Origin of the sequence: uncultured Maribacter sp., assembly GCF_947496775.1 — a bacterium.
In the GTDB taxonomy this organism is placed as follows: domain Bacteria; phylum Bacteroidota; class Bacteroidia; order Flavobacteriales; family Flavobacteriaceae; genus Maribacter_B.
This window is the reverse complement of the sequence record NZ_CANMDU010000013.1, coordinates 59,526-79,951: the sequence shown is the minus strand read 5'-3', so window position 1 is coordinate 79,951 and position 20,426 is coordinate 59,526. Positions and strand designations below refer to the sequence as shown.

Genomic DNA, 20,426 nt, shown 5'->3' with positions numbered 1-20,426 from the left:
ACTCCGCTTCTTCCTTGGTTTCTCTGAATACTTCATAAATAAGTTGAATTTGTGTCAACTTATTTTAGGACGGGACAGTTTGTCTATAAAAAAAGCCTCAATTTTACTTGAGGCTTTTTTCTTATTTTTCTAAAGGTTTCATTTTAAAATCTTCCATAAATGCAGTAGTATAATTACCTGCTAAATAATCCGGATGATCCATTAATTGTCTATGAAACGGAATTGTTGTTTTTATTCCTTCTATTACAAACTCATCCAAAGCCCTTTTCATTTTATTAATTGCCTCTTCACGTGTCTGCGCAGTGGTAATTAATTTAGCAATCATTGAATCGTAGTTTGGCGGAATTACATAACCACTATATACATGTGTATCCATGCGTACCCCATGACCTCCTGGAGTATGTAATGTTGTTATTTTTCCTGGAGAAGGTCTAAAATCGTGATAAGGATCTTCTGCATTAATTCTACATTCAATAGAGTGTAATTTTGGTAAATAGTTTTTACCAGATATTGGAACACCACCTGCTACTAAAATTTGCTCTCTAATTAAATCGTAATCTATTACTTGTTCTGTAATTGGATGCTCTACTTGAATACGAGTATTCATCTCCATAAAATAGAACTTTCTATGCTTATCTACTAAAAACTCTATAGTACCGGCACCTTCGTATTTTATAAACTCAGCAGCTTTTACTGCAGCTTTACCCATACTATCTCTAAGCTTATCTGTCATGAACGGAGATGGTGTTTCTTCCGTTAATTTTTGATGTCTTCTTTGTACAGAACAATCTCTTTCGGACAAGTGACATGCTTTTCCGTATTGATCACCAACAATCTGAATTTCTATATGTCTTGGTTCTTCAATAAGCTTTTCCATGTACATACCGCCATTACCAAATGCAGCTGTAGCTTCTTGTACTGCACTTTCATAAAGAGCAGGCATCTCCTCTTCACTCCAAACAGCACGCATTCCTTTTCCACCACCACCAGCAGTTGCTTTAATCATAACAGGATATCCCATTTTCTTAGCCACTTCCAAAGCATCATCTACATCTTTTAATAATCCGTCGGAACCTGGTACTGTAGGAACGCCAGCTTCTTTCATTGTCAGCTTGGCACTAGCTTTATCTCCCATACGATCAATATGCTCTCCAGAAGCACCGATAAACTTAATATCGTGTTCCGCACATATTTTAGAGAATTTAGAATTTTCTGATAAAAATCCGTAGCCTGGGTGAATAGCATCTGCATTTGTAATTTCTGCAGCAGCAATAATATTAGGAATCTTTAAATAAGACTCGCTACTTGCAGCTGGTCCTATACAAACAGCTTCATCAGCAAACCTAACATGAAGACTCTCTTCGTCTGCTTTAGAATATACTGCAACTGTTTTTATTCCCATTTCTTTACAGGTTCTAATAACACGTAGTGCTATTTCCCCTCTATTGGCAATAAGTATTTTTTTAAACATCTCTTTAAATTTTAAATATTAACTTTAATTAGATACTAAAAACTAGTATTTACTACTTAAAATTCTTAAGATGGGTCTACTAAAAATAATGGTTGGTCAAATTCCACCGGGGAAGAATCGTCTACCAATATTTTTACTATTTTTCCTGAAACTTCGGACTCAATATCATTAAACAATTTCATTGCTTCTATAACACAAAGTACATCTCCTTCTCCGATAGTACTACCAACCTCAACAAAAGAAGGCTTATCTGGGGAAGGTTTTCTATAAAAAGTACCTATAATTGGAGACTTAACTGTTATATATTTAGAATCGTCTTCTGCTGCTGGAGTTTCTGCTTTCGCTGCAGGGGCACTTGCTGCCTCAGCTACTGGTGCAACTGCAGGTATTGCAGGAGCTTGCGCTACCGGTATTTGTTGTACATATGTTGTTTCTGATCCAGAATTTAATGCTCCAGTCCTAATTGTTATTTTTAAATCATCTGTTTCTAATTTTACTTCACTAGCTCCAGATTTAGCCACAAACTTAATTAGGCTTTGAATTTCTTTTACATCCATAATAAAAATATGTTAAGTTGGTTCTATTTAATTAATTAGTATGCCCATTTTAGGTAAATGGAGCCCCATGTAAATCCGCCTCCAAATGCAGCAAATACTAAGTTATCTCCTTTTTTTAATTGCTTCTCGTAATCCCATAATAATAAAGGTAATGTTCCAGATGTAGTATTTCCGTATTTCTGAATATTCATCATTACTTTATCGCTATCTAATCCCATTCTGTTAGATGTAGCATCTATAATTCTTTTATTAGCTTGGTGAGGTACTAACCAATCTACATCTTCATGGGTTAGACTATTTCTTTCCATAATCTCTGCTGCAGCACCAGCCATATTAGAGACCGCAAATTTAAAAACCGTTCGTCCCTCTTGAAAAATATAATGTTTTTTATTAGTTACAGATTCTATTGTTGCTGGCATTAAAGAACCGCCACCTTCCATTCCTAAAAACTGCCTTCCTGATCCATCTGCTCTTAAAAATTCATCCTGTAATCCAAGGCCTTCTGTATTCGGTTCGAAAAGTACTGCTCCAGCACCATCTCCAAAAATGATACAAGTAGTTCTATCTTCATAATCTAAAATAGAAGACATTTTATCTGCTCCTATAAGTAATACTTTTTTATATCTACCAGATTCTATATAACCGGCAACGGTAGATATTCCAAATAAAAAACTGGAACATGCTGCTAAAAGATCATACGCAAATGCATTCTTAGCTCCTATCTCTGAAGCAACAAATGCCGCAGTAGAGGCAACCATATTATCTGGTGTTGCCGTTGCAACAACAACCAAATCTATTTCCTCTGGGTTTATGTTTTTCTTTGCTATTAAATCTTCTGCTGCTTTAATTGCTAAAAAAGAAGTTCCTTCTCCTTCATCTTCCTTAAGAACTCTTCTCTCTTTTATACCTGTTCTAGTAGTAATCCACTCGTCATTGGTATCCACAATTTCTTCCAACATTTTGTTGGTCATAACAAATTTAGGGACATAGCCCCCAACAGCTGTAATTGCCGCAGTAATTTTATTCATTTATTAATTGCTTTTGTATAAAAAACTCCAAAAATGCATCAAAATCTTCGAAAAATAGTGATTTTTAACGACTTTTTAGTCAAAAAACGCTAGTTTTTGAAATTTAAACAAAAATAGGAAAACCAAATACGTTTTCTGTATTTCTTGTAAAAAAAGAATGAAAATTTTAACATAAGTGCAAAAAAAAACTCTCGCTATGAATAGCAAGAGTTTTTATATAAATAGTATTTTATTAAGCTTCAGCTTCAACTGTTTTATCCACTAAGATTTGACCTCTGTAGTATAATTTACCTTCGTGCCAGTGTGCTCTGTGATACAAATGCATTTCACCAGTTGTTGAATCTGTTGCCAAAGTAGGAGCTACAGCTTTATAATGTGTTCTTCTTTTGTCTCTCCTTGTTTTGGAAATTTTTCTTTTAGGATGTGCCATTTGTACTTATTTACCCGTTAATAGTTTTTTTAATTCATCCCATCTGGGATCGTTTTCTTCGTTATTTTCTCTTACCTCTTTCGGTTGAAGTTCTTCTAATTTATCTAATGCTTCCGATTTTAATGTACCATCTGCTATTCCTGGATGTACTCTTTTTTGAGGTACAGCAAGAACGAGCATTTCATAAATGTATTGCGCAATGTTCATTTGGTGATCACCATGTGGCAATATCAAAATCTCATCGTCTTCATTATTAAATTCCTCTCCAAATTTCACTAACAATCTTAAAACCGAACTTACGGATTGATTATAAGGTTCATTTGTAGTATCGCAATTAACATTTACAACTCCAGATGCAGAAAAATCGAGCTCCATCATAGTGCTCGTTTTATTCAAAATAACGTGCAAATCAATATTTGCACTGTTAAATTCATCGTATTCAAAAGATTCAAAGAACTCATTATTTATTACGAACTTATATTCGTGTTTTCCTTGCTTCAACCCTGAGAAAGGAATAACAAACTCCTTTTGCTTCATCATGTTCAACACTTATTTTTAGAACGCACGCCCGATAAAAGGCGGATGCAAAGATACTATTATTTTAATAAAACCCAATATTTATGAGTTAAATTTAATTAATAAATCCTTGTGTTCTAATACTATACTTATTATCTACCTACTTTTTGCTTTTTCAAAACGTTTTCCGTAAGCTCTTTATGCTCTTCTCTATGCTTAAAAATATGCAATGCTGAAAAGACTGCCTCTTTAAAAGAACTATGGTCTGCCTTTCCTTTTCCTGCTATTTCATAAGCCGTTCCATGATCTGGAGAAGTTCTTACTTTATCTAATCCGGCCGTATAATTTACCCCGTTTCCAAAAGATAATGTCTTAAAAGGAATTAATCCTTGGTCATGATAAGCCGCTAGAATAGCATCAAACTTTTTATATCCGTCGGAGCCAAAAAAACTATCTGCTGCGTAGGGTCCGTATACCAAATGCCCTTTATTAACCAATTCTTTTATTGCTGGTTTTAATACCGTGTCGTCTTCTTTACCAATTACCCCATTATCTCCACTATGAGGATTTATTCCCAACATAGCAATTTTTGGTTTACTAATTCCAAAATCTACTTTTAAAGAATTTTCTATTGTGGCAATTTTCTCATTTATCAATTTTGTAGTAATTGCATTAGACACATCTTTTACCGCAACATGATCCGTTAAGAGACCAACCTTTAAATCATCCGTTACCATAAACATCAAACTTTGTCCATTTAATTCTTTCGCTAAAAAGTCTGTGTGTCCTGGAAAATTAAATTCTTCTGTTTGTATATTATTCTTGTTTATAGGTGCTGTAACTAATACATCTATTTGTCCTTTCTTTAAAGCTTCTACTGCTTTTTGTAATGATTTTATAGCGTATTTCCCTCCTTCTTCTGTTGCCTCTCCATATTGCAATTTTGGAGTTTCTTTCCAAACATTAACTACATTAAATTTACCGTCTAATGCTTTAGAAACATCATGAACACCATTATAATTAATACTAATTTTAAGGTGATTCTTTTGCTGTGATATGGTTTTATTTGAAGCAAAAACAACAGGAGTACAAAAATCCATCATCCTAGAATCTTCAAAAGTTTTTAATACAACTTCGCATCCAATACCATTTAAATCTCCAATAGATATACCTACTCTTATTTTCCCTTTTTCCTGCATTATATTTTTACCTTTGTAACTAAAATATAGAAGTACAAAACTACTTAAATAAAACGATACATGTTTACAGGAATAATTGAAACATTAGGAGAGGTTACAAATTTAACAACCGAAGGAAGTAATTTACATATTACTATTAGCTCTGATATAACATCGGAACTAAAAATAGACCAAAGTGTTGCTCATAATGGGGTTTGTTTAACTGTAATAGCAATAAAAGATCAAGAGTATACTGTAACTGCTATTGCTGAAACTTTAGAAAAAACTAGTTTAGATACACTTAAAAATGGAGAAAAAATAAACTTAGAACGTGCTATGATTCTAGGTTCTAGATTAGACGGGCATATTGTACAAGGTCATGTAGACCAAACAGGTACTTGCACTTCTATATTAGAGAAAGATGGTAGTTGGTTTTTTACATTTGAATATGATGCAACATTAAATAATCCTACTATAGAAAAAGGATCTATAACAATAGATGGTACAAGCTTAACCGTAATTAATTCTGGTAAAAATACCTTTAGTGTTGCTATTATCCCTTACACTTACGAAAACACACGTTTTGGCACCTATAAAGTAGGCACAACTGTTAATCTTGAGTTTGATGTAATTGGAAAATATGTTTCTAAATTAATGGCAAATAGATAAACTATACTTTTATAAATATTTTCTTATGGTATAGTATATAGGCCAACCTAATATAAAACCAAACTACTGTTAGTGCATATAATAGAGAAGACGCCTCTAGAGATATAAATTTATTTACAAATAGGTTTTGGTATAACCAACCATGAACGGATAACTCTTGCGTTACCATTATAGACCCCATAATTTTACTTATAAAACTAGATAAAAAATAAACGGTTATGGCATTGGCCCCAGTATACCTAAATAGGCTTCCGAATTGTATTCCTTTTATATCTGTTACATAATAAATAAGTGCTAAAACTAAATTAGCCCAACCAGCAGTAACTAAAACAAAACTACTAGTCCACATGGCTTTATTAATGGGAAAAAAGATACCCCATATAGATCCTATAATTAACATACTTCCTCCTATTCCGACAAGGAGAGTAGTTTTCTTTTCTTGTTTGGAGATTAATATTAATCCTGTAAAAATGCCTAGAAAAGAGGTTACTAAAGAAGGAATAGTACTTAATAACCCTTCTGGATCATAATCTGGCATATAATTATGCGTACCAAAAACTTTTACATCTAAAAAATTCACGAGATTATTTGGTGCTCTTTCTAAAGTAGAAGCTATGCCATTAACGGGAACAAAAGTCACTAACAGCCAATACCCTACTAATAGGCTTATAGAGATTAATACTAATGTTTTTCTATTTGTATATAGATATAGAATCGAAACAATGAAAAACACCACTCCTATTCTCTGCAAAACACCAGGAAATCTTATCTCTGAGAAATCTTTAAAAAATGGGAAGCTAATTGTAAACGCACCTAAGAATAAACCTAAGCCAATTAACTTTAAAGCCCTTATAGTAATCTTTTTAATAACCTCAGCACTCCCCTTTTTTTTCTGATATGCAAAAGCAATAGAAGTTCCTACTATGAAAAGAAAAAATGGAAAAACTAAATCTGTAGGTGTATATCCATGCCATTTAGCATGTAAAAAAGGAGCATATACATTAGACCAAGTGCCTGGTGTATTTACTAAAATCATCAGTACAATGGTTACTCCTCTAAATATATCTACAGATTTAATTCTCCCTTTTGCGAGCATAACAAAAATTAATTAACCGTTTCTGAGTCCTACTTTATGGCCCCAAAATGCATAATACAGAATAACAGCATAACAAGGTAATAGAATCCAATATCCAAAAGAAGCTGCTTCCGCCATAGCATTTACTTCATTTGCACCACTCGCCAGTAGATCTTCTTTTTTATTGTCTACTAAGGCTCCGTATAAAGGGGGAAGAATTGCTCCACCAGAAATAGCCATAATTAATAGAGCTGAAGCTGTTTTTGTAAATTTTCCTAAACCTGTTAACGCCAACGGCCAAATAGCAGGCCATACTAAAGCATTAGCAATACCTAAAGCTGCTACAAAAATCACCGAAGTAAAGCCACTAGTAAATACAATACAAAATGATAGTATAATACCCAAGACAGCACTAACTCTTAAAGCAAAAGCTTGACTAATATATTTAGGTATTAAAAACACCCCTAGAGCATAAGTAGCAACCATAGCCATTAAAGTAAACAACGTGAAAAATTTAGCCTGCTCAACAGGAATGTCCAATGAAATACCATATGAGATAATTGTGTCACCTGCAATAACCTCAACACCTACATAAACAAACAAAGCTAAAACACCCAGCCATAAATGTGGAAATTGAAAAATGCTGGACTTTGTTTTTCCCCCTATTTCAGACGCTTCAATAGGTTTTGCCTCAACATGAGGTAGTGGCGCTTTTCTAATCAAGATTCCAAGTATAAATAGGATAACAGCCATTGCTATATAGGGCGAAACAACACCATCAGCCATAGTATCCAACAAGCTTGCTTTTTCTGCAGCATCCACTTGCGCTAATTTATCTTTAATATCATCAATACCGGATAATAAAATAGCCCCGAAAATTACAGAGCCCAAAGCTCCAGCAACTTTATTAGCAATACCCATAATGGCAATGCGTTTCGCAGCACTTTCAATAGGACCTAATATTGTTATGTATGGGTTCGAAGCTGTTTGCAACAAAGTCATGCCAGTCCCTTGTATAAAAATAGCTGTTAAAAACATCCAATAGGTTCTGGCCTCTGCAGCAGGAATAAAAACCAAGGCCCCAACCGCCATTATTATTAAACCTAATGACATGCCTTTTCTATAACCTATTTTGTTTATAATATATGAGGCTGGCAAAGCCATAACAACAAATGAAATATAAGATGCGGACGCCACAAGATAAGATTGTGCATCAGTAAGTTCATTGATGGTTTTCATAAATGGAATTAATGCACCATTTATCCAAGTTACAAATCCGAATATAAAAAATAATCCTGCAATGATTATTATTGGGATAAGCGTACTGTTTTTTTGATGTGAATTAGACATGTGTATGGTTTGTGATTAGTAATTCTAAATTTACTTAGGCCTATTAGATTTTAGTTTATTTTTCTTTACAATATTTAATATACTTTCTATCGTTTGCTCTACATAGTTTCTCCCTATTGAGGTTCATCTACTTGCAATTTAATTATACTTCCTACTAGCTTAACTTCTTTATTAATTAAAATTGTATAAAATTATATTCAGAGTATAATCTAAAAAACTTAAATGCATAAATATGTTTTTGGTTGGTTTCTAAAGGTATAATTTTTTAATCTACTTTTGTTTGCTATTCGCTAAACATCATTTATGATTCTCCAGACAACACCAGAAATAACACTTACAACTTGGGCACTTGCATTTATTTCTGCTTTCATCATAGGGGTTTCTAAATCTGGCATAAAAGGTATTGCTATTATAATAGTAACATTAATGGCCCTCGCTTTTGGTGCTAAAGAATCTACAGGATTAATTGTCCCTTTATTAATTGTTGGCGATATTTTTGCTGTTATTTATTACAATAGGCATACCCAATGGAAGTATATTATTCGTTTTTTACCTTGGATGATGTTAGGCGTATTAATTGGAGTGTATATTGGTAAAGACTTAGATGAGAAAACTTTTAAAACGAGTATGGCGTTTGTTATTATAGGTAGCGTTATAATGATGTACTGGTGGGATCGCAAAGAGTCTAAAAACGTACCTACTCATTGGGCATTTGCAGGAAGTATGGGTATAATGGCTGGTATTACTACAATGATTGGGAATTTAGCCGGAGCGTTTAGTAATATTTTCTTTTTAGCAATGCGCCTTCCTAAAAATGAATTTATTGGTACTGCAGCATGGTTATTTTTCATTATAAATATCTTTAAACTTCCCTTTCATATTTTTGTTTGGGAAACCATAACTCTAAACTCGTTTATTTTAGATTTAAAACTAATTCCTGGAATAATTTTAGGACTTTTCGTAGGTGTTAGAATAGTAAAAATCATCAAAGACAATTTTTATCGAAAAATGATATTATTGCTTACAGCAATAGGAGCGTTACTAATTTTAATACGATAAATAATTATTTTTACCTCTTTTCCAAAAACAACATAAAATATTAATAATCAGACATTTAAAGTCTTAATAAAAATTAAACGTATTTTTTACGCTATTAATAAATAATTATTTTTTTGCTGATTATTTCGTAAATTTTCGTTAATATTATTGCATAATTACTCAATTGTTATTAATTATTTTTTTAGATAACTAATATTTATGTGTAATTTAAGCTGGACTAACAACTCAAAAATCATGACTCAAAAAATCTCATTAAACCTTTGGTTTCCCTAATTGTTTTATTAGAATAATTTGATTGAGAATGTTTTAAAAGTAATTGCTTTTTAAAACGCTCATTTGCGCTTTCTCATATCTAAGAAATTTTAATAATCATATATATTTAAGTCGATATTTTTTATGGACGTATCAATTTTATAATAAAACTCTTGAAAACTAAAAACAACAAAGCTGACGCCATTTTATGGAAAGATTTAAAGAAAGGAGACGTTCTTGCTTTGGGAATAATATATGACACCTATATAGACGATTTGTTTGAATTCGGTATGCACTACTCCCAAGATAAATCTTATGTTATGGATTGTGTTCACGATTTATTTTTGGACTTATACAAATACAGAGCAAAATTAATTGACACCGATAATATCAAAAATTATTTATTTAAATCTTTAAAAAGAAAAATAAATAGAAAATACCATAGCAAAACTGTAAACATTCCAAACGCAGCGGTATTAAACAATAGAAATAGTATTCCTTCTATTGAGGAAAATTTAATTCTCCAAGAACATAATACAGAAAAAATACAAAAATTAAAAAAAGCACTTGTCCTTTTAACTCGCAGACAAAAAGAAGGAATTTCTTTAAGATTTAATGAGAATAAGCCTTATGAAGAAATTGCAGAAACTCTTAACGTTTCTATTCAAACATCAAGAACTATTATATATCGCGGTATTAAAATATTACGCCAACACTTAGCAACTATCTCTCTTTTTACAGGTACTCTTTTCTTTTTTTAAAAAAACAATCTTTTTTTGTCTATAAAACGAAACTCTATTGCTTATAGTAATGTAGAGGTAGTCATTTTCGTTTTCTTTCCTCTCCTTGATTTTACAAATTAAATGAAAAACATTAACCCAAATAAAGCCAATTCCTTTATATCTGAGGAAGAAAAAAAACAACTTAAAGAAAGAATAGACAGTTCTATTTTTTCTTTAAAACGTAAAAGAACTAGAAGAAAATATACTAGTGGCTTTACGCTTTTAGCCGTTGTAGCTTTTGCAATAGGTTTTTATGTAAAACAAAATAAAGAGAGTAATATTGAAGGCTATTTACAAACTGCAGATAAAGTAAACGTAGAGTCATTTAATAAAGTAAAGTTAATCTTAAACGACAAAAACGAAATAAACATACAGCAAGATAGTGCTACTATAAGTTATTCTAAAACAGGAGGCCAAGTTAAAATAGGAAATAACAATGTAATTGCTTTAGAAACAAAAAATAATACCAAAACCAATTATAACACCGTAGTTGTTCCTTATGGTAAAAGAACAAAAATAGAACTCTCTGATGGGACAATGGTATGGCTTAATTCTGGTTCTAAATTAATATATCCTATAGTATTTAATAACGATAAAAGAGAGGTCTATATAGAAGGTGAAGGTATTTTTGATGTTGCTCATAATAAAAAACATCCTTTTATAGTAGTTGCTAAAAATCATGAGATAGAAGTATTGGGAACTGTTTTTAATGTTAGCAACTATACAGATGAAGATATTATAAGTACAACCCTTAAAAGTGGTAGCGTTAAAATTAACTATCTAGGGGATTCTTATTTAAAGCTGAAAAAATCTATAAAAATAAAACCTGGAATTGCAGCTACCTATAATAAAAACTCTAAATCTATACAGGCTAAAAAGGTAGATATTGCAGATTGTTTTTCGTGGAGAGAAGGATTATTCTTTTTTAGAAATGACAACCTAGAATTTATAATGAAAAAGCTTTCTAGATATTATAATGTTAAAATAACAATAGAAAATGAAAATTTAATCGAGGAAACTTTTTCTGGACAATTAGATTTAAAAGAAGATATAAGTGAAGTTTTAAAACTAATAAAAGAAACCAACAATTTAGAGTTTAACTATTCTTCAGATAAAAAAATAATTATTAACTAAAACTATATATATGATATAAAAAATAAAACAAAAAGAAACCAGAAGATGGACCAACATCTTCTGGCTGATAAATTAACATCGCTGTAATACAGCTACTTTAACTAACAAAAACTCAAAATTATGAATAAAACTCTTAATTTAAACGGTATTAACCGTTTAAAGACCTTAAGATTTTGCCTAATGGTTATGCAAAGAACCTTTATCTTACTTATTTGCGTAGGATTTGCCTCTATTTATGCAAATTCATCTTATGCACAGACAAAAATTGATATTCAAGTAAACAACGTCAAACTAGACGAATTGTTTAATGAGATTCAAACTAAAAGTGAATTTATCTTCTTTTATAAAGATGATGTTCTTGACAAAAACAAAAGAATTTCGCTTAATTTAAAGAAAGTAACTTTATCAAAAATCTTAAATAGTGCCTTTTTAGGTACAAATTTAAGTTATACTATTTCGGATAGACAAGTAATTATCAAAAAGCAGGTTCCCAACAAAAATCAATCCTCTGTAATAAAAGAGGATGTAAAAATTGCACTTCAATCTAGTGTCAGCGGTGTGGTTTCAGATTCAGATGGGTCTCCATTACCAGGAGCCAATGTTTTGGTAAAAGGTACTACGAATGGTACACAAACTGACTTTGATGGTAATTATACTATTAATGCCGATAGCGATGCTACTTTAGTTTTTAGCTACATTGGTTTTAAAACACAAGAAATTGCTGTAAACGGACAATCTAATATAAGTATTACCTTATCAGAAGACGCTAGCCAACTAGAAGAAGTTGTTGTTCTTGGTTACGCAACACAAACAAGAGGAGATATTACAGGATCTGTTGCATCTGTAGATATGGATGAAGCTTTAAAAGCACCAACTACAAATGCTGCAGAAGCACTACAAGGAAGAGCATCTGGTGTTACTGTCATAAAAAACAATACTCCTGGATCTGCTCCAAAAATTAATATTCGTGGTTTTGGAACCACCAATAATACCGATCCATTGTATATCATTGATGGTGTACAAACAGATGATGCTAACTTTTTAAATAATATTAATCCTGCCGATATAGATCAGATGAATGTTCTTAAAGATGGGGCTGCTGCAATTTATGGAGCTAGAGCATCTAACGGAGTTGTAATTATCACAACAAAAAGTGGTGGATACAATATGGATAAAGCAGAAATTTCAGTAGATATGTATACTGGTTTTTCTAAAATTGCTAATTCTCCTAATATGCTAAATGCACAACAGCATGCAGATATGATTTGGGCAAGTTTAGCTAATGATGGTTCTGCACTACAACATGGGCAATATGGCTCTGGAGCAACACCTACTATTCCAGAATCTATTGTTGGATATACAAGAGTGGAGTCTTACAACCCAATCACTTTTGCTCCAGCGGGGACGTATAACGCAACAGTTGCTCCTGGTGGCACGGATTGGGTAGATGCACTTACACAAACAGCTCCTATTTCTAACTTTTCTGTTTCTTTATCTAATGGGACAGAATCTGGGAAGTATTTTATGTCTGTTGGATACCTCACTAATGAAGGAGTTTTACAAGAAACAGGCTTCGATCGTATTAGTACAAGATTAAATTCTGAATTTAAAATTGGCGAAAGATTAAGAATAGGAGAACACCTTAATGTTTCTTATTCTAAAACTAGAGCAGGAAACAATGAAGCATTGCAATCCGCCTTAAGAATGACACCTTTATTGCCTGTAAAAGATGATAATGGAGAATTTGCAGGTGTTGCGGGACCAAGTCTCGGTAATACTAGGAATCCTGTCGCCCAAAACTTTAGAACTAGAAATGACTATACTAAAAGATATGCAGTATTTGGAGATGTATATTTAACTTATAAAATTTTAGATGAATTAACATTCAAAACTAGTTTAGCTGGTGGTTTTAATACATTTGATCGTAGAGCTTTTGTTTCATTAGATCCAGAACATGGAGAGCCAATTTCCGATCGTTCGCTAACTGAAGAAGATAAAACTGATTTTAATTGGCTATGGGCAAATACCTTAAATTATAATAAATCCTTTGGACAACACAGTATCAATGCCTTAATAGGTGTAGAAGCTCTTAAAGGTTCTGGTAAAGGAAAGCAAATTACTCGTTCCGGATATTTCTTTGAAGATCCAAATTTTTACCTACTCAATAATGGTACAGGAGCACCTAATGTAGATGACGCATACGACGGATTCAACTCTCTTTTTTCTATTTTCGGTACAGCTAGTTATTCTTTCGCTGACAAATATTTTGCAACTGTTACCGTTCGTCAAGATGAATCTTCAAGATTTTTAGGAGATAACAAGAGTGATATTTTCCCTTCCTTTAGTGGTGGATGGCAAATAAGTAATGAAGGTTTTTATCCTTCAGATGCCTTTGTTAATAGACTAAAAATAAAAGGTTCTTGGGGTAAGTTAGGTAATCAATCTTTACCTGTAGATAACCCTACAGCAAATATTTCTATTCTTAGCGACCAATACGCTAATTACGCTCTAAGTGGTACTAGTATAAGTACGGGCGCTATTCTTAGCCAAGTTGGTAATACCAATTTAAAATGGGAAACCAGCGAAACTACCAATTTTGGTATAGAACTTTCTATGTTAGAAAGCAAACTTACTTTAGAAGCAGAATATTTTAACATCTCTACTAAGGATTTAATCACGCAAGATTTTAGTGCTATTAGCTCTACTGCTATTGATGCTAGCGCTCCTTATGTTAATTTAGGAAATATTAAAAACACCGGTTTTGATTTTAGCCTTGGTTACCAAGATCAGACCGACTCTGGTTTAACTTATGGTATATCCGCAAATTTATCTCATTACAAAAATGAAGTAACAGCTCTTATTGATGGTGCTCCAGTTACTGGTACTAGTACGGATTTAAGAGGGCAAACTCCAACAAGAACTGAAGTTGGTGAGCCATTATCTTTCTTTTACGGTCGTAGAGTAGTTGGTTTTACCGATGAAGGAAGATTTGCATATGCAGATATCGATGGTGATGGTGATACTGACGATGATGATAGAACAAATATTGGTTCTCCACATCCAGATTTTACTTACGGTATTAACATAAATTCTGCTTATAAAGGATTTGACGTTTCTTTATTCTTTAACGGTTCTCAAGGAAATGAAATTTACAATTTTAACAAATTCTATACTGATTTTCCTGCCTTTGTAAATGGTAATAGAAGTACAAGGGTTTTAGATTCTTGGACTCCAACCAATACCAATGCAACATTACCTGCATTATCTACTACAATTACAAACAATGAAGGGGATCCAAACTCCTATTATGTAGAAGATGGTTCTTTCTTTAGATTAAAGAATACTCAAATAGGATACAGCTTACCTGATGATGTTGTTACCAAAATTGGGATGAAATCTTTACGTATTTACGTACAAGCCACAAACCTTTTTACTTTAACCGATTATCAAGGTTTTGACCCTGAAGTTATTACTCGTTTAGAAAATAACGAAAGTGCTAACTTAAGTTTAGGAATAGATGGTAGAGTTTACCCTGCCGCTAAGACATTTACATTAGGAGCTAATATTAAATTCTAAAAAAAAAATCATGAAAAAAACAATAGCTTATTTAATAATGCTAGTAGGTATAGTAGCATGTAGTAGTGATTTTACTGAATCTCCGGCTATCGGAGCTTTGAGTGACGAATCACTTAAAAATGAAACAGGAGTAAACCTAATGTTAACTGGAGCTTATTCTGCCATTGACGGGGTTAGAAATAATGAATTCGGAGAAGGATGGGCAACCTCTGGAGATAACTGGATTATGGATGTTCTATCGGATGATGCACATAAAGGTAGTACAGACGGAGATCAACAAGAGTTGTATAATATTGAAACTATGACATGGTCTACTGGAAGTTCTTATTTCCTAGGCAAATGGGGTGTGGTATTTGCTGCAATAAATAGAGCAAATGCAGTTATTGCTTTAATAAATACCATTGAAGAAGGTGACTTTTCTGCGCAATTAGCAGAAGCCCGTTTTTTAAGAGGTCATTATAATTTTGAGCTTCAAAAAATGTGGGGTAATGTTCCTTATATTTCTGAGGAAAATTATGCTAATACAGAATTTAATCAACCAAACCCGGGTCCTATTTGGGATCAAATTGAAGCAGATTTACAATATGCAATAGACAATCTTCCGGAAACACAAGCACTAGTAGGTAGGCCAACATCTTGGACAGCAAAAGCTTTTCTTGGAAAAGCGCATTTGCACCAATCGGAGTGGGATGAAGCTTTTACATTGTTAAATGACGTAGTAGTATCTGGACCATATGCGTTATTACCTGATTTCGTGGATAATTTTAGATTAGCTGGTGACAATAGTACAGAATCCATTTTTTCAATTCAATTCACAACCGATGATGGGCAGTCCTATAATGGTAATGTTAAAGGAGCTTTAAACTTTCCAAATCCAGGCCCATTCGGATCTTGTTGTGGCTTTTATCAACCCACTCAAGATTTGTTAAATGCATTTCAAACAGATGGTTCTGGTTTACCTCTATTAGATACATATAATCAAACAGACGTTACCACAGATTTTGCATTAGATACTTTCCAATCCGATAATACTGGAACATTAATACTGGACGGAGATGATAACCCAATTCCTAACTTTAAATTTAAAGATGATGATGGAAATCATGTAGGTCCGGATTGGGTACCTTATGCAGGACCTTTAGATCCTAGAGCAGACTATACTGTAGGTCGTCGAGGTATAGACTACAACGGTTATGGAGAGCATCTTGGAAACAACTGGATTCGTGCAGAATATGGCGATATCTCTGGATCTTATTTGCCAAAGAAAAATGTATACTGGTCTGGGGAAACAGGAAACCAAGCTACAGGTTCTTGGGGACAGCAACTTTCTGGTGTTAACTATCATATTATGCGTTTTGCCGATGTATTGTTAATGGCCGCTGAAGCAGCTGTTGAGAAATCTAGCCCAGATTTGGCTCTTGCATTAACGTATGTAAACAGAGTTCGTAATAGAGCTAAAGGTTCTAATTATGTACAAGCTGTTGAAAACCCAGAATTTGGTGGCCTCGCTGCTGCAGGTGATGCAGCTAACTACCAAATAGAACCTTATGCTGCATTTGCTGATGTAGATTTCGCAAGAAAAGCGGTTCGTTTCGAACGCCGTCTTGAATTAGGAATGGAAGGTCATAGATTATTCGATTTAAGAAGATGGGGTAACTATGTAGAAGTAATGACAGAATATAATGCAAACGAAGGTCGCGCAATTACACCTTTTGCAACAGAAGCTGGTTCTTACTCCGAAATTAACAATGTATTCCCTATTCCTGTTAATGCCATTGACTTAAGTGGTGGAATTTTAACGCAGAATCCAGGGTACTAATAATATAATAGTGTAAACTATTTAGTTTAGAGTTAGTTTTTTATAACAGAGCACTTAAACAGTGCTCTGTTTTTTTGTTATCATTAGGTAACTTATCTATCTTAGTACAACTCAATTTTTTACTCATGAAATTTCTTGCTAACGCTCTTGTTTTAATATCTCTTATTAGTCTTTTTAGTTGCTCCCACCAACCTAAAAAAGCGAAAACAAAAAAAATATTTACTCAATTAAACTCTGAAAAATCGAATATCACTTTTGCAAATATTCTAACAGAGAACGATTCCTTAAATTATTTTACCTACGGTTATATATTTATGGGAGGCGGTGTTTCTGCCGGGGATATAAATAATGACGGACTTATAGATTTATTTTTTACCGGGAATATGGTATCTAATAAATTGTACCTTAATAAAGGAAACCTACAATTTCAAGATATTACAGAAACAGCTAATATTACAGGGGATTCCCGTTGGTATACCGGTGTAACTATGGTAGATATTAACCAAGATGGTTTTCTAGACATATACTGTTCTGTGGGCGGAAAATTTGGTCCAAAAGAAAATCAACTATTTGTTAATAATCGAGATAGTACCTTCTCTGAAAAAGCAGAAGAATATGGTATTGCTGAAATAGGCAACAGTGTACAATCTACCTTTTTTGATTATGATTTAGATGGCGATTTAGACCTCTATATTGCCAACTATCCGCCAACTCCTTTTAATGCTCCAAACCAGTACTATCGTTATAAAAAAGAAAATCCTAAGGGTAAAGAATCGGACAAGTTATATAGAAATGATAATGGTGTTTTTAATGACGTAACTAAAAAAGCAGGACTTCGTAATTTTGGCCTCTCTTTAAGTGCAACCGTAGGAGATATAAACCAAGATGGCTGGCCAGACCTTTATGTTTCTAATGACTTTAGTACCCCCGACCATTTTTACATTAATAATAAAAATGGCACTTTCTCAGAAATGTCTAAACAACTAACCAAAAACACCTCTTTTTATGGTATGGGAGTAGACATTGCTGATATTAACAATGATGGGCTTTTAGATATTTTTCAGGTAGATATGACTGCGCAGGATAATAGACGAGCTAAAGCTAATATGGCGTCTATGAATCCTAAGTTATTTTGGAGTACTGTAAATTCTGGTTTTCATTACCAGTATATGCAGAACAGTTTACAATTAAATAACGGTGTTATTAATGATACACTTCCAGACTTTAGTAACATCTCTAGACTTGCAGGTGTTTCCTCAACAGATTGGAGCTGGGGACCTTTACTTGCAGATTTAGATAATGATGGTTTAAAAGACATTTTCATCGCCAATGGTACTCGAAGAGAAATTAATAACAAAGATTATTTTGATTCTATAAAAAACATATGGAACCCCAATAAAAATTTATTGGAAAAAAGCTTAGCAATTCCTTCCGAAAAAATTGACAATTTTGTTTATAAAAATAATGGCGATTTAACATTCTCGCAAAAAAATGAAGACTGGGGAATTAGCTATAAAGGATTCTCTAATGGTAGCGTTTATGCTGATTTAGATAATGATGGAGATTTAGAAATAATTAGTAATAATATAGATGATACCGCAACAATTTTTGAAAACAAAAGTGCAGATTTCAACAACTTTTTAAACATTAAGTTAAAAGGACCAAAAAATAACGTATTAGGTATTGGAGCCAAAATTACTGTAAAAACGAACGATAATACACAATTTCAGGAATTAACATTATCTAGAGGCTTCCAATCCTCGGTAGCTCCCGAACTACATTATGGCTTAGGAGATTCTGACACAATAAATGCAGTTACTATTCAATGGCCTGATCAAAAAACACAAACCTTAAAACAATTAAAATCCAATCAATTTCTAACCATCGATTATGCCGAGGCAATCGATAACGTGGAAAATACGCCTATAAATAATACCCTATTTGTTTCTACATCTAATACAGATTTAATTAACCATGCGCATGTAGAGAATATTTATGATGATTTTAAAAAAGAAATTTTATTACCACACCAAACATCGAGATTAGGTCCTTTTGTTGCCGTTGGCGATTTAAATGGTGATAGTCTAGAAGATGTTATAATAGGTGGTTCTTCTCAAAATAAAGGAGCAGTATACTTTCAGAATACAGAAGGGTTTAGTAAACAAGAAAAGAGTAAACTTATCTTAGATAGCGGTCATGAAGATGCCGGCATTCATATTTTTGACGCAGATAAAGATGGGGATAATGATGTTTACATTGTAAGCGGAGGAAATGAATTTGAACCAAACTCAGTAATGCTCCAAGACCGTTTCTATATAAATGACGGACATGGAAATTTTACAAAGTCTAAAGATGCACTTCCAGAAATGCTAACCAGCGGCTCTCGAGTTTATAGCCATGATTTCGACAAAGATGGAGATTTAGACCTTTTTGTTGGAGGACGTTTAATTCCTGGTAACTATCCTTTACCTGCCAAAAGTTATATTTTAGAAAATACAAGTGAAAATGGCATTACTAAATTTAAAAATGTAACAAATTCTATAGCCCCGGAATTAGAAAAACTTGGACTAGTAACAGATGCTTCTTGGACTGATATTGATAATGATGGATGGACAGATTTAGTAATCGTTGGAGAATGGATGCCTATTACAGTATTAAAAAATAATAACGGAAAATTTAAAAATAATAAGAGCACTCAAGATTTAGAAAATAGTACTGGGTGGTGGTTTAGTATTAAATCTGGAGATTTTGATAAAGACGGCGATATCGATTTTATTGCTGGTAATTTAGGTCAGAATTTTAAGTATAAAGCTAATTCTGAAGAAACTTTTGATATCTATTTAAACGATTTTGATAAAAACGATAAAAACGATATTGTCTTAAGTTACTACAATGACGGTAAAGAGTATCCTCTTAGAGGAAGAGAATGCTCTTCCCAACAAATTCCTACTATTAAGAAAAAATTTGAAGACTACGCTAGCTTCTCTACCGCAACCATAGAAGATGTTTACACAGAGAAAGCTTTAGAAAATTCCTTGCATTACCAAGTAAAATCTTTTGCAAGTATGTATATTGAAAACAAAAATGGTAAACTTATTACTCATCAATTACCAATAGAAGCGCAGTTATCTAACATTAACCAAGTAATTGTTCAAGATTTCGATAAAGATGGTAATTTAGATGCTGTTGTTGCCGGGAATCTTTATAGCTCAGAAGTTGAAACTCCAAAAAATGATGCTAGTAATGGATTATTTTTAAAAGGTAATGGTAAAGGGTCTTTTACCCCTATAAAAGCTTTAGAAAGCGGCTTGTATATTCCTGGTGATGTTAAAGACCTCAACTTAATTTCCGTTGGAAAACAAAACTATTTATTAGCAACAAAAAACAGTGACTCAATACAGACGGTTCTAGTAAAAACTATTAAGTAAATATTTGTCCTTATTTTCTTAAAATATGTTCAAATTCTATAAGCCCCTTTTTCTAATTGAAAAAGGGTCTTATAGTTCCAATGTTTAAAAGTAAGTAACATA

Annotated in this window: 15 protein-coding genes; 7 read left to right on the top strand and 8 right to left on the bottom strand. The window is 32.8% G+C overall.

Annotated features, from left to right (window positions below; translation table 11 throughout):
* Positions 1-121 precede the first annotated feature (121 nt).
* The 6 genes from accC to pdxA all read right to left on the bottom strand — a co-directional run bounded on the left by accC (position 122) and on the right by pdxA (position 5,201).
* Positions 122-1,471, bottom strand: coding sequence for an acetyl-CoA carboxylase biotin carboxylase subunit (gene accC, locus Q0856_RS16940; RefSeq protein WP_298478446.1), 1,350 nt, complete (start codon positions 1,469-1,471; stop codon positions 122-124).
* A 65-nt stretch (positions 1,472-1,536) separates the two neighbouring features.
* Positions 1,537-2,028, bottom strand: coding sequence for an acetyl-CoA carboxylase biotin carboxyl carrier protein (gene accB / locus Q0856_RS16935; RefSeq protein WP_298478443.1), 492 nt, complete (start codon positions 2,026-2,028; stop codon positions 1,537-1,539).
* 35 nt (positions 2,029-2,063) lie between these two features.
* On the bottom strand, positions 2,064-3,056 hold the full coding sequence (locus Q0856_RS16930; protein WP_298478440.1) for a beta-ketoacyl-ACP synthase III: 993 nt from the start codon (positions 3,054-3,056) through the stop codon (positions 2,064-2,066).
* A gap of 232 nt (positions 3,057-3,288) precedes the next feature.
* Positions 3,289-3,486, bottom strand: a complete 198-nt coding sequence (rpmF, locus tag Q0856_RS16925; RefSeq protein ID WP_298478436.1) for a 50S ribosomal protein L32 — start codon at positions 3,484-3,486, stop codon at positions 3,289-3,291.
* A gap of 6 nt (positions 3,487-3,492) precedes the next feature.
* On the bottom strand, positions 3,493-4,026 hold the full coding sequence (locus tag Q0856_RS16920) for a YceD family protein (RefSeq protein WP_298478433.1): 534 nt from the start codon (positions 4,024-4,026) through the stop codon (positions 3,493-3,495).
* Between the two features lie 128 nt (positions 4,027-4,154).
* Positions 4,155-5,201, bottom strand: a complete 1,047-nt coding sequence (gene pdxA, locus Q0856_RS16915) for a 4-hydroxythreonine-4-phosphate dehydrogenase PdxA (protein ID WP_298506932.1) — start codon at positions 5,199-5,201, stop codon at positions 4,155-4,157.
* A gap of 60 nt (positions 5,202-5,261) precedes the next feature.
* Here pdxA and Q0856_RS16910 point away from each other — a divergent pair, with 60 nt between their 5' ends.
* Positions 5,262-5,849 (top strand): riboflavin synthase, encoded by a 588-nt coding sequence (locus Q0856_RS16910; protein WP_298478427.1) that lies wholly within the window; start codon positions 5,262-5,264, stop codon positions 5,847-5,849.
* Between the two features lies 1 nt (position 5,850).
* Here the strand turns inward: Q0856_RS16910 and Q0856_RS16905 are convergent, their stop codons facing one another.
* Both Q0856_RS16905 and Q0856_RS16900 read right to left on the bottom strand, forming a co-directional pair.
* Positions 5,851-6,945, bottom strand: coding sequence for a heparan-alpha-glucosaminide N-acetyltransferase domain-containing protein (locus Q0856_RS16905; protein WP_298506930.1), 1,095 nt, complete (start codon positions 6,943-6,945; stop codon positions 5,851-5,853).
* Between the two features lie 12 nt (positions 6,946-6,957).
* On the bottom strand, positions 6,958-8,274 hold the full coding sequence (locus Q0856_RS16900) for a sugar MFS transporter (RefSeq protein ID WP_298506929.1): 1,317 nt from the start codon (positions 8,272-8,274) through the stop codon (positions 6,958-6,960).
* 303 nt (positions 8,275-8,577) lie between these two features.
* On the opposite strand from Q0856_RS16900, the gene Q0856_RS16895 reads away from it, so the two are divergent.
* The 6 genes from Q0856_RS16895 (at position 8,578) to Q0856_RS16870 (ending at position 20,324) form a co-directional block, all read left to right on the top strand.
* A complete protein-coding gene (locus Q0856_RS16895) occupies positions 8,578-9,333 on the top strand; it encodes a sulfite exporter TauE/SafE family protein (protein WP_298478416.1) in 756 nt (251 codons plus the stop codon).
* Between the two features lie 425 nt (positions 9,334-9,758).
* Complete coding sequence (locus Q0856_RS16890; RefSeq protein WP_298506928.1) at positions 9,759-10,346, top strand: sigma-70 family RNA polymerase sigma factor; 588 nt, start codon at positions 9,759-9,761, stop codon at positions 10,344-10,346.
* A 102-nt stretch (positions 10,347-10,448) separates the two neighbouring features.
* Positions 10,449-11,501: a FecR domain-containing protein gene (locus Q0856_RS16885; protein ID WP_298506926.1), complete on the top strand. Its 1,053-nt coding sequence runs from the start codon at positions 10,449-10,451 to the stop codon at positions 11,499-11,501.
* 120 nt (positions 11,502-11,621) lie between these two features.
* Positions 11,622-15,077 (top strand): TonB-dependent receptor, encoded by a 3,456-nt coding sequence (locus Q0856_RS16880; protein WP_298478408.1) that lies wholly within the window; start codon positions 11,622-11,624, stop codon positions 15,075-15,077.
* Positions 15,078-15,087: 10 nt separating this feature from the next.
* The gene (locus tag Q0856_RS16875) at positions 15,088-16,896 is read left to right on the top strand and encodes a RagB/SusD family nutrient uptake outer membrane protein (RefSeq protein WP_298478405.1); all 1,809 of its coding nucleotides are present in this window, start codon (positions 15,088-15,090) and stop codon (positions 16,894-16,896) included.
* Between the two features lie 125 nt (positions 16,897-17,021).
* Positions 17,022-20,324, top strand: a complete 3,303-nt coding sequence (locus Q0856_RS16870; protein WP_298506925.1) for a VCBS repeat-containing protein — start codon at positions 17,022-17,024, stop codon at positions 20,322-20,324.
* Positions 20,325-20,426: the final 102 nt, after the last annotated feature.